The organism is Glutamicibacter sp. HZAU (genome assembly GCF_004100365.1).
Classification (GTDB): domain Bacteria; phylum Actinomycetota; class Actinomycetes; order Actinomycetales; family Micrococcaceae; genus Glutamicibacter; species Glutamicibacter nicotianae.
In genome coordinates, this window is sequence record NZ_SCKZ01000006.1 from 282,361 (window position 1) to 301,205 (window position 18,845).

An 18,845-nucleotide genomic window follows, 5' to 3' on the forward strand; every position below is an offset into this window, starting at 1 on the left:
CGGTTGGACCCGTCGGTGAGTCCAACCGCCGGATACGCTGGCGTGCTTAGGCGTCGACGCGGCGCAGGCGCGAGAGCGGAGCCAGTTCGCCTGGGAAGACCTTCTTCACGCCGTCGCCCATGGCCTGTTCCAGGATGCGGATGTCGCGGATCAGCGACTCGAAGCCCTTTGGCTCCAGCGACGAAGCCTGGTCCGAACCCCACATGGTGCGGTCCAGGGTGATGTGGCGCTCGACGGTCACTGCGCCCAGGGCGACAGCTGCCAGCGAGATCTGCAGGCCGCGCTCGTGGCCCGAGTAGCCCACTGGGACCTGGTAGCGGTCGCGCAGGGTCTCGATCATGCGCAGGTTGGCCTCCTCGGCAGGCAGCGGGTAGGTGGAGGTCGCGTGCATCATGACCAGCTTGCTGGTGCCCAGGGTTTCCACTGCCTTGTCGATCTGCTCGATGGTGGACATGCCGGTGGACAGGATGATCGGCTTGCCGGTTTCCGCCAGGGCCTTGAGCAGCTCGATGTCGGTGACCGATGCGGACGCTACCTTGTGGGTGACTGCACCCTGCTCTTCCATGAACTCGACCGAAGGAACGTCCCATGGCGATGCGAAGGCGTGCAGGCCCTTGGATGCGGCGTAGGAGATGAGCTCCTTGTACTGGGCCTGGTCGAACTCGACGCGGTAGCGGTAGTCCAGGTAGGTCATGTCGCCCCATGGGGTGGAGCGGATCTTGTCGCGCATGTCCATCGGGGTGGAGATGTCCGGGGTGCGCTTCTGGAACTTCACCGCGTTGGCGCCGGCCTCGGCCGAGATGTCGATCAGCTGCTTGGCGATCTCGATGTCGCCGTTGTGGTTGATGCCGATCTCGCCGATGACGTAGACCTGCTGGCCTGCGCCAACCTGGACGTCGCCGATGGCAACTGGCTTGATGTCGGTAGTCATGGAGGTCATGGGTATTGCCTTTCAGTGGGTGAAACTTGGAGAACTCTTGGTGGCGGTGCGTGCGGCGAGAACCAGTTCGGCCAGTTCCCGTACCGCTCCGTGCCCGCCCTTGCGGGTCAGCGTGTGCCTTGCTGCCAGGTGCACGTCGTGGTGGGCATCGGCCACGGTGATCGGCCAGCCGACCAGCGCCATCGCGCCCAGATCGTTGATGTCGTTGCCGAGGTAGGCGACGCGGGCCGGGTTGATGGATTCGTCAGCCAGCCAGCGGGCCACGTATTCGGCCTTGTTTTCGATGCCGTGGGCCACTTCGACCTTCAGCTTGGCGGCGCGGGCGGCGACCACCGGGTTGGTTTCCTTGGAGAGAATCAGGAACTTCACTCCGGCGGCCCGCAGCCGGGCCACTCCCATTCCATCGGAGCGGGAGACGCGCACGGTTTCGGTCCCGTGCTCATCGACATATGCGGTGTCCGGGGTGTGCACCCCGTCGAAATCCGTGATGACCGCATCGACTTCGATCGGTTCCCGGTTGGCCGGAACGGCCAGCCCGGCGAGCAGCAGGTCTGCTTCGGTATCGATGTCGAGGCCGTGCTCTGCTGGAACCTCATGGACCCGGACCTTTCCGAAGAAGCGGTGGCCGGCTTCGAGGAATCCGCGGGTATCCATCACGTAGAAGGCCCCGGTCTCGCGGAAGCGCGGTTCGCGATCCTGGCGGCGCGGACGGTGCAGCTTGTCGTGCCCCACGGCGACCGCTTCGCCCTGCGGATCCAGTCCCCAATGGAAACCGTGGTCCGCAACAGCCGCGAAGCTGACGTCGGCGCGTTGCGAGGCCACTGCCGCGATGGCCGCGTCCAGGTCCTCCGGGTCGATGAACGGGCTGGTGCACTGGATGAACACGGTGATCTCTGGCTGGGATTCCGCATTCGCCAGTGCGTGGAGCAGAACTGACTCGCTGCTGGCCGTGTCGCCGGCGATATCTGCCGGTCGATCGATGACCCGCGCCCCGTAGCGGAGCGCTTCGGCCTTGATCTGCTCATGGTCGGTGCTCACCACGACGTCGCTGACTGCCGCCGCGGATCTGGCTGATTCGATTGCGCGGCCGAGCAGCGATTTACCGCCGATCTCACGCAGGTTCTTAAGCCGGATGCCCTTGGATCCTCCCCGGGCGGGGATGATCGCCATGACGTTTGGCTGGTTGGTTTTGCTCACGAATAAGACGCTATGGGCACAAGTTAACCGGGAGGGGGTATCTGGGTTAACGCACGGTGAAGTGCCGGTGTAATCACCTGTCTGTTTGTTGAATGCTAGGTCAGCAAGCGTTTTACGTTCCCGGAAGCGGGTTGCGGCAGGGGCGGGAAGAGCACTGCGCTTCGGTAAAAGATCAAAGCGTCTGATGAAATCCGAGTGTGCACGCCGGTGCTGGGGCGCAGAACATCTAGGCTGGATGGTATGCACGAGCCTAACCAGTCACAGCCCACGCGTGGCCCGCTGCGCATTACCGTGCCTTCACGCGCTGACGGGTTCCTCCGGCAATTCACCGCAATGATCGGCGGCCCGCTAGGACGGCACAGCGACCCGGGCCGAGTCGATCCCGGGTTCTTCAGCGTGGAACGGGTCATCATCCTGATGACCACCGTGGGCGCGCTGCTGATGCTCCTTGCCAAGAACCCGTGCCGGGTCAACGGGTGGACCGGCAACAATCCCTATGTCTATGCGTGCTACAGCGACTGGGTTCCGCTGTTCTCCGCCCGCGGCTTCGCCGAGAACCCCTGGGCGCCGTTCAGCGCCGCCGCCGAGTTCGAGTACCCGGTGCTGATGAGCTCGGTGGCCTCGGCAGTCGCCTCGATCATCCCCACGGGGATCGAGAACCGTTCGCTGCTGTACTTCGACATCAACCTGCTGCTCGTCGCGATCCTGTGGATGGCAACCGTGGTCGCCACCCTGCGGATGACCGGGCGCCGTCCGTGGGATGCCGCCATGGTGGCAATCGCCCCGGGCATCATCCTGGCCGGCAGCATCAACTGGGACATGTGGGCTGTGGCCTTGCTGGCCCTGGGCATGCTGGCCTTCGCCCGGAAGCATACGGTGCTGGCGGGGGTGCTGATCGGCCTCGGTGCGGCGATGAAGATCTATCCGTTCTTCGTCCTCGGCGCGGTGCTGGTGCTGGCCATCCGCACCGGCAAGCTCAAGACCTTCTGGGTGACCGGCGGAACCGCCGCGGCGACCTGGGTGCTGGTGAATCTTCCCTATGCGCTGGCGTTCCCCGACTCGTTCATGCACTTCTTCAATTTCTCCTCCGAACGCGGGGCAGGCTTCTCCAGTTTCTGGCACGCGTGGAATGTCATCGCCGATAACCGTGAAGGGGTTCCGCTCTTCGAAGCGGAGCAGATTTCCCGCTTCGGGCTGATCCTCTTCTTCCTGTGCTGCGCGGGTGTGGCCGTGCTGGGATTGACGGCCAAGCGCACCCCGCGCCTGGCTTCCATGGCCTTCTTGATCATTGCCTCCTTTGTCATGGTCAACAAGGTGTATTCGCCGCAGTTCGTCGTCTGGCTGATTCCGCTGTTCGCCCTGGCCCTGCCGCGCTGGCGCGAGTTCGTGATCTGGATGCTGGTGGAAATCGCTCACTTCTACGGGGTCTGGTACTACCTCGATTCCCTCTCTGCTGAAGAAGTGCAGAAGGCCTTCCCGGAGACCGGATATGCGGTACTGGTGCTGGCCCATATGGCGATGCTCGGATACCTGATGTTCCTGGTGGCGCGTTCGATGCTCGATCCGCGCCACGACCCGGTGCGCGCCGTGGGACAGGATGATCCGCTGGCCGGTCCGTTTGCCGGGCTGGAAGACCGCTGGACCCTGCGTGGGCTGCTGCCCCAGGCCAAGCAGGAGAAAGAAGCGGCGGGCAAGAAGCCATGAGCGATGTTGCAGTAGTCGGCGCCGGCCCCAACGGGCTGGCCGCCGCGGCGGTTGCCGCCCGGGCCGGATTGAGCGTCACGGTCTATGAAGCCAACGGCACCATCGGCGGGGCCGCCAGAACGCAGCCGATTAATGGCTCGGCGGCGAAATTCGATCTGGGCAGCGCGGTGCATCCGATGGCCATGCAATCCCAGGCGATGCATGAACTCGGTGTCCATGACCGGGTGGACTTCATCGTCCCCGAGCTGTCCTTTGCCCATGTGCTGGATCGGCGGACCGCGTACGCGTACAGGGATTTGGAACGCACCGGGCAGGAACTTGGCGGTGCGGATGGCCAGATGTACACCCGGCTGCTGGGGCCGCTGGCCAAGCAGATCGACGCAGTCAGCAACACCCTGCTCAACCCGCTGTTCAAGGTCCCCTCGAATCCGGCGGCATTGGCAACCTTCGCCATCAGCACGGTGGCCGGCATGGCGGTCAAGGACCTCTTCTCCGGGAAATTCGAGCGAGCCGCAGCGCTCTATGCAGGCTGCGCGGCCCACGTCGCCGGCGGTTCGCGCGGGCCGGCCAATGCCGGGGCCGGGCTGTTCCTGGCCGCGGCGGCGCACGCCAAGGGCTGGGCCATCCCGCGCGGCGGCTCCCAAGCCATCAGCGATGCGCTGGCCGCAGAAGCGTTGGATCACGGGGCGAAAATCCTCACCGGAACCCGCGTCGAGCATGTCGATGAGCTTTCTGCACGCAACGTCCTGTTCGATACCTCCGCCGAAAGCGCTGCCAAGCTGTCAGCCGGGCACCTGCCCGAACGGCTCGCGCAGGCCTTGGCCGGCACGCGGCGCTCGCCGGGAAGCTGCCTGGTGCACTACGTGCTTTCGGAACCGATTCCGTGGCGCGATCCGACGCTGGCCCAGGCCGGCACCGTGCACCTGGGCGGCACCGCCGCGCAGGTAGGGAAGGCCGAGCGCACCGCGGTGCGCAGGGGAGCGGCAAAACCGTTCATGATCGTGGCCCAGCCCTCGCAATTCGATGGCTCGCGGGCGCCGCAGGGCCAGCACGTGATCTGGGCGTACTGCCATGTGCCGCTGGATTCCCCGGCAGACATGAGCCGTGAACTGGAGGACATGATCGAACAGGCAGCCCCGGGATTTGCCGAGACCATCATCGAATCGCATGTGGTGACCGCGAAGGACCTGGAAGCGCAGAACTCCGCGCTGGTCGGCGGCGATCTTTCCGGGGGAACCATGGACCTGCTGGGCAGCATCAAGCGGCCCCGGATCTCCCCGGACCCGTGGTACCTGCAATCCAAGGGCCTGTACCTGGTGTCCTCGGCCGCGCCCCCGGGCCCGTCGGTGCACGGCATGGGCGGATTCCTCGGAGCTCAATCGATGCTCAAGCGGGAATACGGAATCGGGAACTGGAAAGCGGAGAACTGACACATGATGGACGCAGTATTCGAGCAACTGGCCGGATTGGTTTTCCTGGCAGTGCTCTGGTGGCTGTTCATCTGGCAATACCGCAAGGACCCGCGCCGCCTGGGACTCGCCGTCCTGCTCTTGCCGCTGGTGCTCTTCAGCATTTCGGCGGCGGCTGGCCTGCTCTCCAGCGTGCTTCCCGGATTCGGGCTTCTGTTCTCCATCGTCCTGGTGCTGACCCCGCTGATGCTTGTGGTCTTCGGCGCGGCCCTGATCTACAACGGGATCTTGTTGTGCCGGCGCGAAGGTGCCAAGCCCGCGAACCTGCTGTCCTTGGCGGCCGGGCTCGCGGTCTTCATCCTGCCGGTCATTGCGGTGCTGCTGATCCGGATCCAGTCATGGTGGACCTATTCGCTCGCTTTCGTCCTGTTCATGGCTTCTGTCTTCACCGCGAGCCTGTTCACCATGCTGCTGCTGTATGCCTGGGTTCACGCCAAATTCCCTGCCAGGGGCAAGGGCGCCGCCGTGGTGGTGCTCGGCGCCCGCGCCATCGATGGCAAGGTCACCCCGCTGCTGCGCGGCCGCCTGGACAAAGGCATCGAACTGCATGAGCGGCAGGCGGATCCCCGCCCGTTGATGGTTCCTACCGGTGGCCAGGGCCGTGATGAGGTCGAGCCCGAAGGCGTGAGCATGGCCCGCTACCTGCGCGAGCAGGGCATCGCCGATGAGCAGATTCTGGTGGAAGACCGGGCCAGGGACACCATCGAGAACCTGCGGTATTCCGATGCCCTGGTTCGCGCCCAGCGTCCGGAAGGTCAGCTGTGGCTGGTCACCAGCGACTATCACGCACTGCGTGCCGCGATGGCCTCACGCCAGCTCGGCCTGGATGCCCGTGCGTTCGGCGGGAAGACGGCGGCCTACTACCGTCCAAGCGCCTTCCTCAGGGAATGCGTAGCGATCGTGCGGGATCAGAAGAAGCTGATGGTCTTGCTGGCCCTGCCCTTCGCGTTGGCCGTCGCAGGAATGATGTACGTCCTCACGACGAGCTACCTATGACCGTCCGCCAACTGCCGTGGAAACGTGGGCCCATGCACCATATGGTGCATGGACCCACGATTGGCCCAGCTGCCCTCACCCTTTCGGGTGAGCCCTAAATCAGCATTGCGGGCGGTGAAACCTGGGCGCCAAGTCCCTAGGCTGGAAGCATGATCCAGGCTCAGCAGTTGACGAAGAAATACGGTGGAAAAACCGTGGTCGATAATGCATCGTTCACGGTGCAGCAGGGAATGGTGACCGGGTTCCTCGGCCCCAACGGCGCCGGCAAATCCACCACCATGCGCATGATTGTGGGATTGGCAGCGCCTACCAGCGGAGAAGTGCTGGTCAACGGGCGCGATTTCAAGAAGTCCAGGCATCCGCTGACCGAAGTCGGCACCTTGCTGGAAGCCAAATCGGTCCACAAGTCCCTGACGCCGCTGGCGCATTTGCGTGCCATGGCGGCTACTGCAGGATTGCCGGTTTCCCGAGTGCACCAAGTGCTGGAACTGACCGGCTTGTCCAGCGTCCAGCGCAAGAAAGTCGGCGGCTTCTCATTGGGCATGGGCCAGCGGCTTGGCATTGCCACCGCCCTGCTGGGAGATCCGCAGGTGCTGATCCTCGATGAGCCGGTCAACGGGCTGGATCCCGAAGGCGTGGCGTGGGTCCGCAATCTGGCCCGCCAGCAGGCTGCCGAAGGCAAAACCGTGTTCATTTCCTCCCACCTGATGAGCGAAATGGCCCAGACCGCGGATCACTTGATTGTGATTGGCCGTGGCCGGATCATGGCCGATGCACCGATCAGTGAATTCATCGATAACGGCCTTGACCAGACAATTGTGCGTTCAGCAGACATTGAGGTGCTGATGAACGCGCTGAACGGCGACGGCGTCCAGCTGCGCCGGATCGACGAGCATGGCGTGGAAGTCACCGGTCCCGATTCAGAGACCATTGGCCGTCGCGCACTGGAATACGGTGTGGTGCTCAGCGAACTGCGTCCGCTGCAGCGCACGCTGGAAGACGCCTACATGGAATTGACCCGTGATGCCGTCGAATACCACTCGAGTAATGTTGCCGAGACTGGCGGCGGGAAGTAAAGACATGTCTGAGAAATTAGCAACCGCACCTCGCGGCAAGGTCTCCCTCTTCGGCGTGCTGCGCAGCGAATCCATCCGTTTCTTCTCCCTGAATTCCACCCGCATCCTGATTCTGCTGGCCATCGTGCTCTATGCGGCCATCGCGGCCATCGGCACCTGGGGCATCGGATCGCTGCGGGCCAGCATGGGCGGCTTGGAGCAGATGCCGGGCATGGAGGACCTAGCGGCTCCGGGATTCGCCTCCGAGCTCATCGGTTCGGGCCTGGTCTTCAGCCAACTGATCCTCGGCGTGCTCGGTGTCCTGCTTTTCAGCGGGGAATTCACCACCGGTTCAGCGGTGAGCACCTTCCTCGCCAGCCCGCAGCGCCTGCGCGTGCTGGCTGCCAAGACCATCCTGATCACCGTCGTGACAGCTGCCGTCCAGATCGTCAGCTCGCTTCTGGCCTTCGCCATCAGCAAGCCGATTGCCGACAACTACCAGATGGACCTGGATTTCGGCAGCGACGCCTTCCAGCGGGTTCTCTGGTACGGGGCGCTTGCGGTGGCCATGGCGGCGCTGATTGGTTTGGCGCTCGGGATGATGCTGCGCAATTCGGCTGGAGGCATCACCAGCCTCGCTGCCCTGTTCTTCGTCTTGCCGATCATCCTTTCCATCCTGACCAGCATCACCGACTGGGCACAGCACATCGCGAAGTTCACCCCCGACCAGCTGGGCATGGCGTTGGCGACGCCTTCGAGCGTCGTCACCGACTTGGAAAGCTGGCAGCAGCTGCTGGGCGTCGCAGGCTGGATTGTGCTTCCGCTGGCGCTGGGTGCGGTCCTGCTGGCCAAGCGGGACATCAAATAGTCCAGAGCGTCACCGAGAAAACTAGACTGGAAGCATGAGCCAACCGACGCTGCAGGAAACTGTGGTTACCTTCGATGAACTGGCCGCCAAGCGGATGGGCCGGATACGCCGCTATTTGCGTACCCACCCGCGCTTGGTGGTCATCGGTGCGGTAGTCATCTACCTGCTGCTCACGTTGCCAGGCGTTTTGGTGGTGGCGGCAATGCCCGAATCCAATGCGACCGGTCTGTTGGTCGTCACCCTCGCCGTCAGCGCCGCCCTGCTCTACCGGCGCAGGGCGCCGATGACGGTGATCATCCTGGTGTTCATCTTCGAGTGCCTGGCCCTGGTGATTGCTGGACCGCAGGGCGGTCTGGGCGGGGTAGGCATGATCATCGCCCTGTATACCGTCGCCACCAGCTATTCGGCGAAGCGGACCATCCCGCTGTCCATCCTGGCCGGAAGCTTCCAAACCGTCCTGATGGTGCTGATGGGCTTCCCGGACATGACCGGCATGGAATTCGACCCTCAGGATGGAATCGATGAAACGATCTTCACCCGCGTCATCATCGCGGTCTCGGGCAGCTTCATCATCGGCTTCTACATCGCCGCCGCAGCAGTGGGCATGAACGTGCGCAACGCGCGCATCCACGAAGCTGAGCTGAATCACTGGGCTTCGCAGGTTTCCGTACTGGCCCAGGTGCAAGAGCGCAACCGCATTGCCCGCGAAATGCATGACGTGGTTGCCCATTCGCTGTCGGTGATGATTGCCCTGTCCGAGGGGGCGCGGGTGGTGGCCAAACGGGATCAAGCCCGCGCCGATGAAGTGCTCAACGAGCTTTCCGGAACCGGCCGCGCCGCCCTGGCAGATATGCGCCGCATGCTCGGCGTGCTGCGCCAAGAAGAATCCGGGGAGCTCGCTCCGCAGCCTACTGGCGGCAACGTGGAGCAATTGCTCGAAGGATTCCGTACCGCAGGCCTGCCGGTCACCTATGCGCATACGGGTGATCCGCTGCCGGAAGACACCACCTTCCAGCTGACGGTCTTCCGCATCATCCAGGAGTCCTTGACCAATTCCTTGCGTTATGCCCGTAACGTAAGTGATGTTCAGGTGCGCCTGGAACAGCGCCGCGGGGAACTGCGCATGGAAATCATGGACAACGGCGATGCAACGAGAGTTCCGAGCGTCGGCAGCGGGCGAGGTCTGCGTGGCATGCGCGAACGCGCGGCGCTCTTTGGCGGAACGGTAGATGCCGGACCAGTAGCCAGCGGCGGATGGATCGTCAAAGCGGTCCTGCAGCTGCCCGAATGCAGCTTGCAGAACAAGAGCCGGAAGGCAGTGAAGGAATAAGCGTGGAAGAGAAAATCAAGATCCTGCTGGTCGATGACCAACCCCTGCTGCGCATGGGATTCCGCCTCATCCTCGAAGGCGAGGAGGATATCGTCATCGCCGGGGAAGCTGTCGACGGTCTCGATGCCCTGGCCCAGACTGCGGCGCTGAAACCCGATGTGGTCCTTATGGACGTGCGCATGCCCAAGATGGATGGCCTGGAAGCCACCGAACGCATCGCCAAGGACTACCCGGAAACGAAGATCATCATCCTGACGACCTTTGACCTGGACGAATACGCCTTCTCGGGCCTGCAGGCAGGAGCCAGCGCATTCCTGCTCAAGGATGTCGCCCCGGAAGAGCTGGTCCAAGCGGTGCGCCTGGTAGCATCCGGCGACGCAGTCGTGGCACCGCGGGTGACCGCCCGCCTGCTGGAAACCTATGTGCGCAACGGTGGCGCCGGGAACCGCAGCCGGCCGGCCGAGACTCCGCACGACCCGCTGCTTGATGACCTCACCCCGCGTGAGCAGGAAGTGCTGCGTGCGCTCGCCGAGGGGCTGTCCAACGCCGAGATCGCCCACCGGTTCTTCCTGTCCGAAGCGACGGTGAAAACCCACGTGCGGCGCATCCTGACCAAATTGCACCTTCGCGACCGCGTCCAAGCCGTCGTGTACGCCTATGAGACCGGGCTGGTCATTCCATCCCAGGGCCTGGATTACTAGGCGGCGTCTGGGCAGCAAAACGGCCGCCGGGCGAAACCCATTCGGGTTCGCCCGGCGGCCGTGAAGTTTACTAGCGCTTTTTGTCCTTGCTCCGCTTCTTCGCGGTGGCGCGCAGCTGGATCACGCGGGCCACGCCGGCGATTGCCACCACGAGGGCGCCGCCAATTGCGGCGAAGAATAATGCCAGACCGAGGTTGACCTGTCCCTGGTACGCGAAGTAGCTGAGCGTCACCTGCTCCTGGTTCTGGGCAATGAAGATGATCAGCAGGATCAGCACGATCAACCCGAAGATCGTGGCGGTCCAGATGCGGCCCAACTTGGTCACCGGGAGCTTATCTGCGCCGGCAGGCTTTGCCGGCTGGACCGTGGAAGTCGCCGGTGCGGTGGGCTCCACGTCGTCCTCGCGTGCTGCTGCTGGAATATTCTTCTGCTCTGGTGTTCGATCAGCCGTAGCCATGATGAACTCGCTTTCCTTGTCTGGCGGGACTGCTTTCAGCTTCGTCGACAGCTAGCCGCCAAGTCAAGGACTGGATCGGGGTGTCCGGCAGGTTGCCAGCGAGGCCGGAGGTACAGTCGGACACCAGCAAATGTGGTTCAGGCTACTAAGCTGGGAGGCAACTCGACTTTTCAGGCGGGAACCAAAACCTGAAGAACCGTCTGACAAACATCTCTTGACAGAAAGAAGTGAGCAACCAGCCATGGCACAAGCCGCAGCAATGGCCCACATTGCAGATCTGGCCGAATACGTCGCAACCTCGCCATCGAGCTACCACGCCGCCGCCTCGGCAGCGAAGCGCCTGGACGCTGTTGGATTCACGGCGCTGGACGAGAAGCAGGCGTGGAACCTTGGCCCGGGCTCCTACTACGTGGTCCGCGACGGTGCGATCATCGCGTGGGTGCAGCCAGAAGCTGCCACCGCAACGAGCGGTTTCCATATCCTCGGTGCTCACACCGACTCGCCGGGCTTCAAGCTCAAGCCGAAGCCGACCACTGGCTCCAACGGCTGGTGGCAGGCAGGAGTTGAAGTCTACGGCGGACCGCTGCTGAACTCCTGGCTGGACCGCGAACTGGTGCTTGCCGGCCGACTGGTGCTCAAGGATGGATCCGAGTACCTGGCCCAGACTGAACCGATCCTGCGCATTCCGCAGCTGGCCATCCACCTGGACCGCCAGGTCAATGAGGGCCTGGCATTGGACAAGCAGACCCACACCAATCCGATCTTCGGCGCCGGTGACCTTGCGGATGCCGACATCCTGGCGATCCTGGCGAAGTCTGCAGGTGTCGACCCGGCACAGGTCGCCGGCTACGACATCCTGACCGCACCAGCGCAGCGCGGCGAGGTCTTCGGCGAAGGCAAGAACTTCTTCGCCGGCTCCCGCCTGGATAACCTCTCCTCGGTGCATGCAGGCCTGATCGCATTGATTGGACATTCGCGCAAACCAGCAGGCAACCGCATTGCCATGCTTGCCGCCTTCGACCACGAGGAACTGGGTTCCTCCTCGCGCTCGGGCGCCTGCGGCCCCTTCCTGGAAGAACTGATCAACCGCATCCAGGCATCCATGGGCGCAGGGGTTGAAGACACCGCCCGTGCGCTGTCGAATTCGGTATGCCTGTCTGCGGATGCCGGCCACGCGGTTCACCCGAACTACCCGGAGCGGCACGATCCGGCCAACCGCCCGCAGCTGAATGCCGGTCCGCTGCTGAAGATCAACGCCAACCAGCGCTATGCCACCGATGCGGTGGGTGCTGCCGCATTCGCCAACTGGTGCGAGGCCGCTGGAGTTCCCTACCAGGAGTTCGTATCCAACAACCGCGTACCATGCGGTTCGACCATCGGCCCGCTGACCGCAACCCGGCTGGGCATCCGCACCCTTGACGTGGGTGTGGCGCTGCTGTCCATGCACTCGGCCCGCGAGATGTGCGGCGTCGACGACCCATGGTACCTGTCCAAGGTCTCTAGCGAGTTCTTCGGAGCCTAGGGCAAGGCATTGCGGAAAGCCGGCCTTCGGGCCGGCTTTCCGTGTCCCGGCTCGAACCTCGTCCGCCGCGCCTGATCGGTGGCATAATCAGCACCATGACGATCTTCAGCCAGAACACGTTGATCTTCCAGCAGACGAAGAACTTCTCGAAGAACGACTTCGCGATTCTGGATTCCTCCGGGACGCAAATTGCCCACGTGGATACCGGTGGAAGCACGCTGGGGCGCATGTTCGTTGGGGCTCGCGAACTTACTGTCTTCGATGGCCCGGATAATCCGGTGATCGTCGTCAAGGACACGATGACCATGGGCCGCGATCGGTTCGAAATCCTTGACGGCAATGGTTCCCCGCTGGCCAGCTTGGTCAAGAGGATTACCTTCTTCAAGACGAAGGTTTCCATCTCGATGCTGGGAGAAGAGCTCGAGCTGTTGGGCAGCATCTGGGACTTCGACTTCCAGATCACCGGTCCCGGGGGAGTGCTGGGAACCGTGACCAGGGAATGGTCCGGAATGGGCAACGCGTTGATGGGGAAGTCAACCTACGCCGTGCGCCTGGCCGAAAACCTCACAAGGCAGCAACGCCAAGCAGTGATCGGTTCGGTCCTGGCGCTGGATTTGATCCGTGAGAAGCAACAGCGCAATTCCTGACTGGACCGAAATAGTCGCTTCCAGGAATATTTCTTTTCATCAGGCCAACCTTGGTTTTAAGGTGCTGTCGTGTTGCAGTCGGGTAACTTTCATGTTGATGTCGTGGTGCTTTCGTCAAGCCATTGGCTAGCGTTAGTGCCATGAATGAATCACGCATCGCACAGCTTCGCCGGGTCAAGGGCTGGACGCAAGAACGTCTAGCCGCAGAGAGCGGCGTTACTGTCAGAACAGTCCAACGGCTCGAAGCCGGAAACGACGCGAGCCTGGAAACCATCTCCCAGGTTGCCAAGGCACTGGATGTGCCGGTTGGAGACCTCTTCACGAGCGTCCAAACCCCAAAGTTCTCTGAGGCCGTGGACGGGCTCGAAGCGCGAACCCAAGCGGATCAAGAACGCCGGGATTCGGTCACCAAGGGGATCCTGCTCGTGTTCCGCGGCGTGGGCATCCTGGTCACTTTCGGCACGGTCATCTTGGCAACCACCGGCAACTTCGGCTGGTACATCTGGTTGCTGATCCCGGTGTACTGGGGCGTCGGGAAGCTCCTGCTTGAAGCCGTCTTCCGGTTGAGCCTCGATCCCAAGCTTGATGCCAAGTACCCGCTATCCAGGGCGAATCGGAAACTACTGAGCTAGGGGCGGGCTCTGAAGCGGGAACCTCGGGCCGCTCATGAGGTTCCCACGGGTCGTTAGAGTGCCTGTTGCCCGTTGATAACCTGCCGTTTACCCCCTGCTGGTCTGATCAATGACTATGAGTTCGATTTCCCCGCAGGTCAAGAATTTCCGTCCGGAGATCCAAGCGCTACGCGCCTTGGCAGTTCTGCTGGTCGTGGCCTATCACCTTGAGCCATCCGTGGTTCCGGGCGGCTATATCGGCGTCGACATTTTCTTCGTCATCTCGGGCTTCTTGATTACCTCGCACCTGCTGCGCGAGGCCGAACGCACCGGCCGGGTCAGCCTCCCGAACTTCTTTGCCGGTCGAGCGCGGAGAATCCTCCCGGCGGCCATGCTGGTGATCCTGGCAGTGGTCGCGGCAAGTTTCCTGATCCTGCCCAAGACCCTGTGGGGCGAGTTGGGCACCCAAGCCATCGCCTCAGCCTTCTCGGTGCAGAACTGGGTGCTCGCCGCCGACTCCGTTGATTACCTGGCCGCGGACCAGGCTCCCGGGCCGTTGCAGCATTTCTGGTCCTTGGGTGTCGAGGAGCAGTTCTACCTATTCTGGCCGCTGCTGGTTTTGTCCGCCTGCCTGATGGCCAAGCCGGGGCCGGACGCTAGCGGCGCGGATGCTTTCGCTCCGCGGCGCCGCATGCTCTGGATCTTGTTCGGGGCCGCCACACTTTTGTCTTTGGGGTACTCGGCCTTTGCCGGCTACTCAGGCAATAGCGCCGGATACTTCATCACCACCACGCGCATTTGGGAACTTGCCGTCGGTGGACTGCTGGCCTTGGCAGTGCAGGCGCACGCCAACGGCGCCTTGAAGCTCCCAGCCTGGGTCACCAGCTGGCAGGCCAGGAACCTTGCCGTGCTCGCGGCCTTGGCAGCGATCTGCTTCGCTGCTTTCAGCTACGACGCACTGACGGTCTTCCCGGGCATCGCGGCCTCCATCCCGGTTCTTGGCTGCGCCGTGGTGATCGCCGCGGGCAGCACGCGAGGCCCTGGATCCTTGCATCCCTTGGTGAACTGGGCTCCCGTCCAGTGGGTAGGCCTCGCTTCGTATTCGCTGTACCTGTGGCACTGGCCGCTAATCGTGTTCTACATCGAACTGGCGGGCAGCGAGCCCGGTCCGGTGCAGTCGCTGGCGTTGCTGGCAGGTTCCCTGCTGCTGGCCTGGGCCAGCTTGAAGTGGGTCGAGACGCCTGCGCGCCACTTCCGCCCGATTGCAAGTTCGCCGGCCCGCTCCCTGCTTGCCGGGGCTGTGATGGTCGGGTTGGCGGCGTCCATCGCGCTCTTGCCAGGTGCCATGCAGCAGCAACTTGTGGCAAAGGAGCAGCGCGAGCTGGGATCGATGATGCAAGACCCGCCAACCGGTTTCGGCGCGGCCTCCGTCGACCAGGGGGCACCGGCGTTCCTTGCCGGCCACCGGCAGGTAGTCCCGCTGCCCGCGACGGCCGCCGAAGACCAGCCCGAGCTGGGGGATTGCGTCCAGGAGCCGAAGTCCACGCAAATCAAGGAGTGCGAATTCGGCAGCGAGGATGCCAGCTACACCGTGGCGCTGGTCGGGGATTCCCACGCCGCCCACTGGTTCGAGGCAGTCAGTGGCTACGCCCAGAGCAAGGGCTGGAAGGTCGTGACCTACCTGAAGAATTCCTGCCCGTTCTCCGACGCCCAGCGCAAGGCGGACCGGGATGGCAGCATCAACTGCGAAGAAGCCATCGACCAGACCATGGATGCGTTGACCTCGCGCGATGACATCAACGCGGTGATCACCGCGAACTGGGGAGGTGCCACATTTACTACCGACGCGGCACAGGGCTTGGCCTCGACGTGGTCCGCGTTGGAAGATGCGGGCCTGCCGGTCTATGCCCTTGTCGATACCCCGCGTCCACCGCAGGATTCCTATGCGCGGGACTGCGTAGAGGAAAACGTGCAGGATCCAGGCAAGTGCTCCTTCCCTGAAGCGGGAGCCTACGAAAAGGGCGATGCCACCAAGCAGGCCGCCGAACTGGAACCGCGTGTCGAGGTGCTCGACTTCAGCGACTACTTCTGTGTGGACGGAACGTGCCCGGCAGTGGTGGGGAATGTCTTGGTCTACCGGGACAAGCACCACATCAGCGATACCTACATGCGCACCTTGGCCCCGATCTTCGGTGAAAGGATCGAGGCTGCCCTGGATTCCAAGTAGCCGGGCATGATCTAGGACACCAAGCCTTATGCAAGTTCGGGTCTCTCGGGTAGGATTGGAAGGTCTGTGCCACTGCATGCCCGAAAGTTGGGTGTCTGGTGCGCAGATAACGCAAGAACCTCCTGTTGCGGAAATACCGCGACCGTTTAGCCCAAAGGAGGTGGGTTCACATGCGTGCTTATGAACTTATGGTCCTCATTGATCCAGAGGTCGATGACCGCACCGTAGAGCCAACCATCGAGAAGTACCTCGAGGTTGTTCGCTCCAACGGTGGCACCATCGAAAAGGTTGATGTCTGGGGTCGTCGCAAGATGGCTTACGAGATCAAGAAGAAGGCAGAAGCCACTTACGTAGTGGTGAACTACACCGCAGAACCAGCCGCTTCCGCTGAGCTTGAGCGCCAGCTGAAGATCAACGAGCTGATCCTGCGCCACAAGGTCACCCGTCCGGAAGAGGCACGCGTTTAATTACGCGCAACCTTCCGTCGTAGGAATTAACGTTCAATCTTTCTAAGGAGAGTCAATGGCAGGCGAGACTGTTATTACCGTTATCGGAAACCTGACTGCCGATCCGGAGCTGCGTTTCACGCCGTCCGGTTCAGCCGTAGCGAACTTCACGATCGCTTCGACTCCTCGCACGTTTGACCGCCAGTCCAATGAGTGGAAGGACGGGGAAGCCCTGTTCTTGCGCGCATCGGTGTGGCGCGAAGCTGCAGAGAACGTTGCCGAGACGCTGACCAAGGGCATGCGCGTCATCGCCCAGGGTCGCCTGCGTTCACGTTCTTACGACACCAAGGAAGGCGAACGTCGCACCGTCATGGAGCTTGAAGTCGATGAAATCGGCCCATCGCTCCGTTTCGCGTCGGCCAAGGTCACCCGTACCCAGCGCTCCGGCGGTGGCAACGGCGGCTTCGGCAACGGTGGTGGAGGCTTCTCCAACGCACCGCAGCAAAGTGCACCAGCGCAGGCTCCGCGTCAGCAGCAGCCGCAGCAGGGTGGCGGATGGAATGCTCCAGCCGCTGACCCATGGAGCACCGGCGGAAACAACGGTGGCGGCTGGGGCAACCCGGGCGCAGACGAACCACCTTTCTAAACAATATTTATTCACCATCCCGCAGATCACTCTGCGGGCTCCAAAGCTAAAGGAGCTCCACGATGGCTAAGGCTGAAATCCGTAAGCCCAAACCAAAGTCCAACCCATTGAAGGCCGCTGACATCACCGTCATCGACTACAAGGACACCGCACTGCTGCGCAAGTTCATCTCCGACCGCGGTAAGATCCGCGCTCGTCGTGTAACTGGCGTTTCCGTCCAGGAACAGCGCAAGATCGCACAGGCAATCAAGAACGCACGTGAAGTTGCCCTGTTGCCTTACTCCGGCGCTGGCCGCGGCTAAGGAAGAGGGATAGCAAAATGGCAAAGATCATTCTGACTCACGAAGTATCCGGTCTCGGTGCTGCTGGCGATATTGTCGAGGTAAAGAACGGCTACGCCCGTAACTACCTGCTGCCACGCGGCTTCGCAATCGTCTGGACCCAGGGCGGTGAGAAGCAGGTGGAGTCGATCAAGGCTGCACGTGCTGCTCGCGCTGTTGCAAACCTTGAGGAAGCTCAGGAACTTGCAGCCAAGCTGAAGTCCCAGCCGGTGAAGATCACCATCAAGGCTGGCTCGAACGGTCGCCTGTTCGGCACCGTCAAGACCACCGACATTGCTGCTGCCGTCGAGGCTGCCGGTCTGGGCAAGATCGACAAGCGCAACATCGAGGTCAACGACCACATCAAGTCGACTGGCAACTACACCGCAACCGTTCGCGTACACGAGGACGTTGTTGCAAACCTGCGCCTGCAGGTTGTAGCTGCTGCCAAGAAGTAAGTCTTCCAGACTCCGCTTCTGATCAAGAGGTGGCGTGCGCTCCGCAAGGAGTGCACGCCACCTCTTGGCGTTAACCCTCCGGGTCCAGCCAAGGTCGAGTCGCATCCGCCGAGTGCCGGGATTAACGCCAGATGGCCGCGATGCTTCGGCATCGCGGCCATCGATCGGGATTCCAGTTTCTCAGTGCGCCATCCGGGATCCGCCAGCTGCATGGTGCATATCAATGGCAGGGGAAATCGCGAGCAGGCCGGAGACGATGCCGACACCACCGCAGATCCACGACATCCATGCGGCGCCGGCGAAATCGGTGAACGATCCCATCCACGGCGAGGCGAACAGCAGTGCGCTGGCGATGGCCAGTGCCCATTCCATGGAAACCAGGCGCGGCATCATGACGCTCCAAACACCGGTGACCACCATGAGCAAGCCGAAGACCAGCATCAGCTTCATCGAGGTGCTGGTTCCGTCTAGCCAGGTGGTTGAAACTGCGGCAACAATACCTGCCGCGACGCCGACCCAGTCTTGCCACCGAGTCCATTTCTTCATTGCTAATACCTCCAACATCCATTGCAGAGGGCTCCTTGGCGGGAGTCGATTTAAATGTAGGTTCGAGGTTGCCGACGCACAATCCGATTTCGGGAGCATTTTGGTAAAGGCTTGGCCATCATCGCCGCATTTCCCTCTGGCCACTGGGCAATGCCAGCCTGTATCCGGTCCACCGCGGGTTGGCACATAATTCACCAGATCGCCTTGTGAAAGGCGCGTCTTAAACGTTGGCATTGAATCTCCGGGCTCGTAGCCTCGAAGATGAATGCGTTCTAAGCCAGCATGATCGAGAGAAACGGTGGAACAAATGGGTTTTGCGTATGCCGATCCTGAAGTCTTGACCGAGGCCCAACGCGAAGCTGTGGCTGAGCATCAGCGCCGTGTCCAGGTCGAGTCCCGGCGCCTGTCGTTGCGTGCACTGCGCGAAGAAGCAGAGCTGAGCCAGGTTGAGTTGGCCGGCGCGCTGAAGCTGAGTGTCGATCGCATTGCCCGCATGGAGACCGGCGACCTGGATCGGGTCCAGTTGGCGACCCTGCGCCGCTACGCAGAGGCCATGGGCGCCCGCCTGCAAGTGCGGGCGATCCTCAAGGACATGCACGCCGAAATCGGCTAGCGATCCCAGCAGCCCGCAACAATTGCCGCGCGGCTTTTCCCGGCAGACCGGTCAGCGCAAATTGAGCCCTGCTCGTCGATAAATATGCCACC

At 62.5% G+C, this 18,845-nt stretch carries 20 protein-coding genes; 16 read left to right on the plus strand and 4 right to left on the minus strand.

All coding sequences use genetic code 11. The features are described 5' to 3' along the window. Positions 1 to 46: 46 nt before the first annotated feature. Both EKH49_RS11075 and EKH49_RS11080 read right to left on the minus strand, forming a co-directional pair. The gene (locus tag EKH49_RS11075; protein ID WP_128470879.1) at positions 47 to 940 is read right to left on the minus strand and encodes an N-acetylneuraminate synthase family protein; all 894 of its coding nucleotides are present in this window, start codon (positions 938 to 940) and stop codon (positions 47 to 49) included. A 12-nt stretch (positions 941 to 952) separates the two neighbouring features. Then, the gene (locus tag EKH49_RS11080) at positions 953 to 2,137 is read right to left on the minus strand and encodes an acylneuraminate cytidylyltransferase (RefSeq protein ID WP_128470880.1); all 1,185 of its coding nucleotides are present in this window, start codon (positions 2,135 to 2,137) and stop codon (positions 953 to 955) included. A gap of 240 nt (positions 2,138 to 2,377) precedes the next feature. Here EKH49_RS11080 and EKH49_RS11085 point away from each other — a divergent pair, with 240 nt between their 5' ends. The 7 genes from EKH49_RS11085 to EKH49_RS11115 all read left to right on the plus strand — a co-directional run bounded on the left by EKH49_RS11085 (position 2,378) and on the right by EKH49_RS11115 (position 10,260). After that, entirely contained in the window at positions 2,378 to 3,841 is a 1,464-nt protein-coding gene (locus EKH49_RS11085; protein ID WP_128470881.1) for a glycosyltransferase family 87 protein, read from the plus strand. Continuing rightward, on the plus strand, positions 3,838 to 5,271 hold the full coding sequence (locus tag EKH49_RS11090; RefSeq protein WP_128470882.1) for a phytoene desaturase family protein: 1,434 nt from the start codon (positions 3,838 to 3,840) through the stop codon (positions 5,269 to 5,271). Before EKH49_RS11085 ends, EKH49_RS11090 begins: the two co-directional genes overlap by 4 nt. A gap of 3 nt (positions 5,272 to 5,274) precedes the next feature. Beyond that, positions 5,275 to 6,306: a YdcF family protein gene (locus EKH49_RS11095; protein WP_128470883.1), complete on the plus strand. Its 1,032-nt coding sequence runs from the start codon at positions 5,275 to 5,277 to the stop codon at positions 6,304 to 6,306. Between the two features lie 149 nt (positions 6,307 to 6,455). Continuing rightward, positions 6,456 to 7,382: an ABC transporter ATP-binding protein gene (locus EKH49_RS11100; protein WP_128470884.1), complete on the plus strand. Its 927-nt coding sequence runs from the start codon at positions 6,456 to 6,458 to the stop codon at positions 7,380 to 7,382. A gap of 4 nt (positions 7,383 to 7,386) precedes the next feature. Continuing rightward, positions 7,387 to 8,229, plus strand: a complete 843-nt coding sequence (locus EKH49_RS11105) for an ABC transporter permease (protein WP_128470885.1) — start codon at positions 7,387 to 7,389, stop codon at positions 8,227 to 8,229. A gap of 34 nt (positions 8,230 to 8,263) precedes the next feature. Continuing rightward, positions 8,264 to 9,559 carry a sensor histidine kinase gene (locus EKH49_RS11110; protein WP_128470886.1) on the plus strand — a complete coding sequence of 432 codons (1,296 nt, stop codon included), beginning with the start codon at positions 8,264 to 8,266 and terminating at the stop codon, positions 9,557 to 9,559. Continuing rightward, positions 9,517 to 10,260, plus strand: coding sequence for a response regulator (locus EKH49_RS11115; protein ID WP_128470887.1), 744 nt, complete (start codon positions 9,517 to 9,519; stop codon positions 10,258 to 10,260). Before EKH49_RS11110 ends, EKH49_RS11115 begins: the two co-directional genes overlap by 43 nt. Before the next feature lie 70 nt (positions 10,261 to 10,330). Here the strand turns inward: EKH49_RS11115 and EKH49_RS11120 are convergent, their stop codons facing one another. After that, positions 10,331 to 10,717: a LapA family protein gene (locus tag EKH49_RS11120; protein WP_128470888.1), complete on the minus strand. Its 387-nt coding sequence runs from the start codon at positions 10,715 to 10,717 to the stop codon at positions 10,331 to 10,333. Positions 10,718 to 10,958: 241 nt separating this feature from the next. Here EKH49_RS11120 and EKH49_RS11125 point away from each other — a divergent pair, with 241 nt between their 5' ends. From EKH49_RS11125 to rplI, 8 genes are all read left to right on the plus strand, one after another. Beyond that, positions 10,959 to 12,239: a M18 family aminopeptidase gene (locus EKH49_RS11125; RefSeq protein ID WP_128470889.1), complete on the plus strand. Its 1,281-nt coding sequence runs from the start codon at positions 10,959 to 10,961 to the stop codon at positions 12,237 to 12,239. Between the two features lie 95 nt (positions 12,240 to 12,334). Further along, positions 12,335 to 12,886 carry an LURP-one-related/scramblase family protein gene (locus EKH49_RS11130; RefSeq protein ID WP_038992773.1) on the plus strand — a complete coding sequence of 184 codons (552 nt, stop codon included), beginning with the start codon at positions 12,335 to 12,337 and terminating at the stop codon, positions 12,884 to 12,886. Between the two features lie 140 nt (positions 12,887 to 13,026). Further along, complete coding sequence (locus EKH49_RS11135; protein ID WP_128470890.1) at positions 13,027 to 13,518, plus strand: helix-turn-helix domain-containing protein; 492 nt, start codon at positions 13,027 to 13,029, stop codon at positions 13,516 to 13,518. Between the two features lie 109 nt (positions 13,519 to 13,627). Further along, positions 13,628 to 15,724: an acyltransferase family protein gene (locus tag EKH49_RS11140; protein WP_236641132.1), complete on the plus strand. Its 2,097-nt coding sequence runs from the start codon at positions 13,628 to 13,630 to the stop codon at positions 15,722 to 15,724. A gap of 170 nt (positions 15,725 to 15,894) precedes the next feature. After that, entirely contained in the window at positions 15,895 to 16,191 is a 297-nt protein-coding gene (rpsF, locus tag EKH49_RS11145) for a 30S ribosomal protein S6 (RefSeq protein ID WP_038992775.1), read from the plus strand. Between the two features lie 55 nt (positions 16,192 to 16,246). Next, the gene (locus EKH49_RS11150; RefSeq protein WP_013350684.1) at positions 16,247 to 16,816 is read left to right on the plus strand and encodes a single-stranded DNA-binding protein; all 570 of its coding nucleotides are present in this window, start codon (positions 16,247 to 16,249) and stop codon (positions 16,814 to 16,816) included. Positions 16,817 to 16,878: 62 nt separating this feature from the next. Beyond that, positions 16,879 to 17,118 (plus strand): 30S ribosomal protein S18, encoded by a 240-nt coding sequence (gene rpsR, locus EKH49_RS11155; RefSeq protein WP_013350683.1) that lies wholly within the window; start codon positions 16,879 to 16,881, stop codon positions 17,116 to 17,118. Positions 17,119 to 17,135: 17 nt separating this feature from the next. Further along, positions 17,136 to 17,594 carry a 50S ribosomal protein L9 gene (rplI, locus tag EKH49_RS11160; protein ID WP_038992777.1) on the plus strand — a complete coding sequence of 153 codons (459 nt, stop codon included), beginning with the start codon at positions 17,136 to 17,138 and terminating at the stop codon, positions 17,592 to 17,594. A 180-nt stretch (positions 17,595 to 17,774) separates the two neighbouring features. Here rplI and EKH49_RS11165 read toward each other — a convergent pair whose 3' ends face one another. Beyond that, positions 17,775 to 18,140 (minus strand): SPW repeat domain-containing protein, encoded by a 366-nt coding sequence (locus EKH49_RS11165; RefSeq protein ID WP_128470891.1) that lies wholly within the window; start codon positions 18,138 to 18,140, stop codon positions 17,775 to 17,777. A gap of 307 nt (positions 18,141 to 18,447) precedes the next feature. On the opposite strand from EKH49_RS11165, the gene EKH49_RS11170 reads away from it, so the two are divergent. Beyond that, complete coding sequence (locus EKH49_RS11170) at positions 18,448 to 18,753, plus strand: helix-turn-helix domain-containing protein (RefSeq protein WP_052253946.1); 306 nt, start codon at positions 18,448 to 18,450, stop codon at positions 18,751 to 18,753. The last annotated feature ends 92 nt before the right edge of the window (positions 18,754 to 18,845 follow it).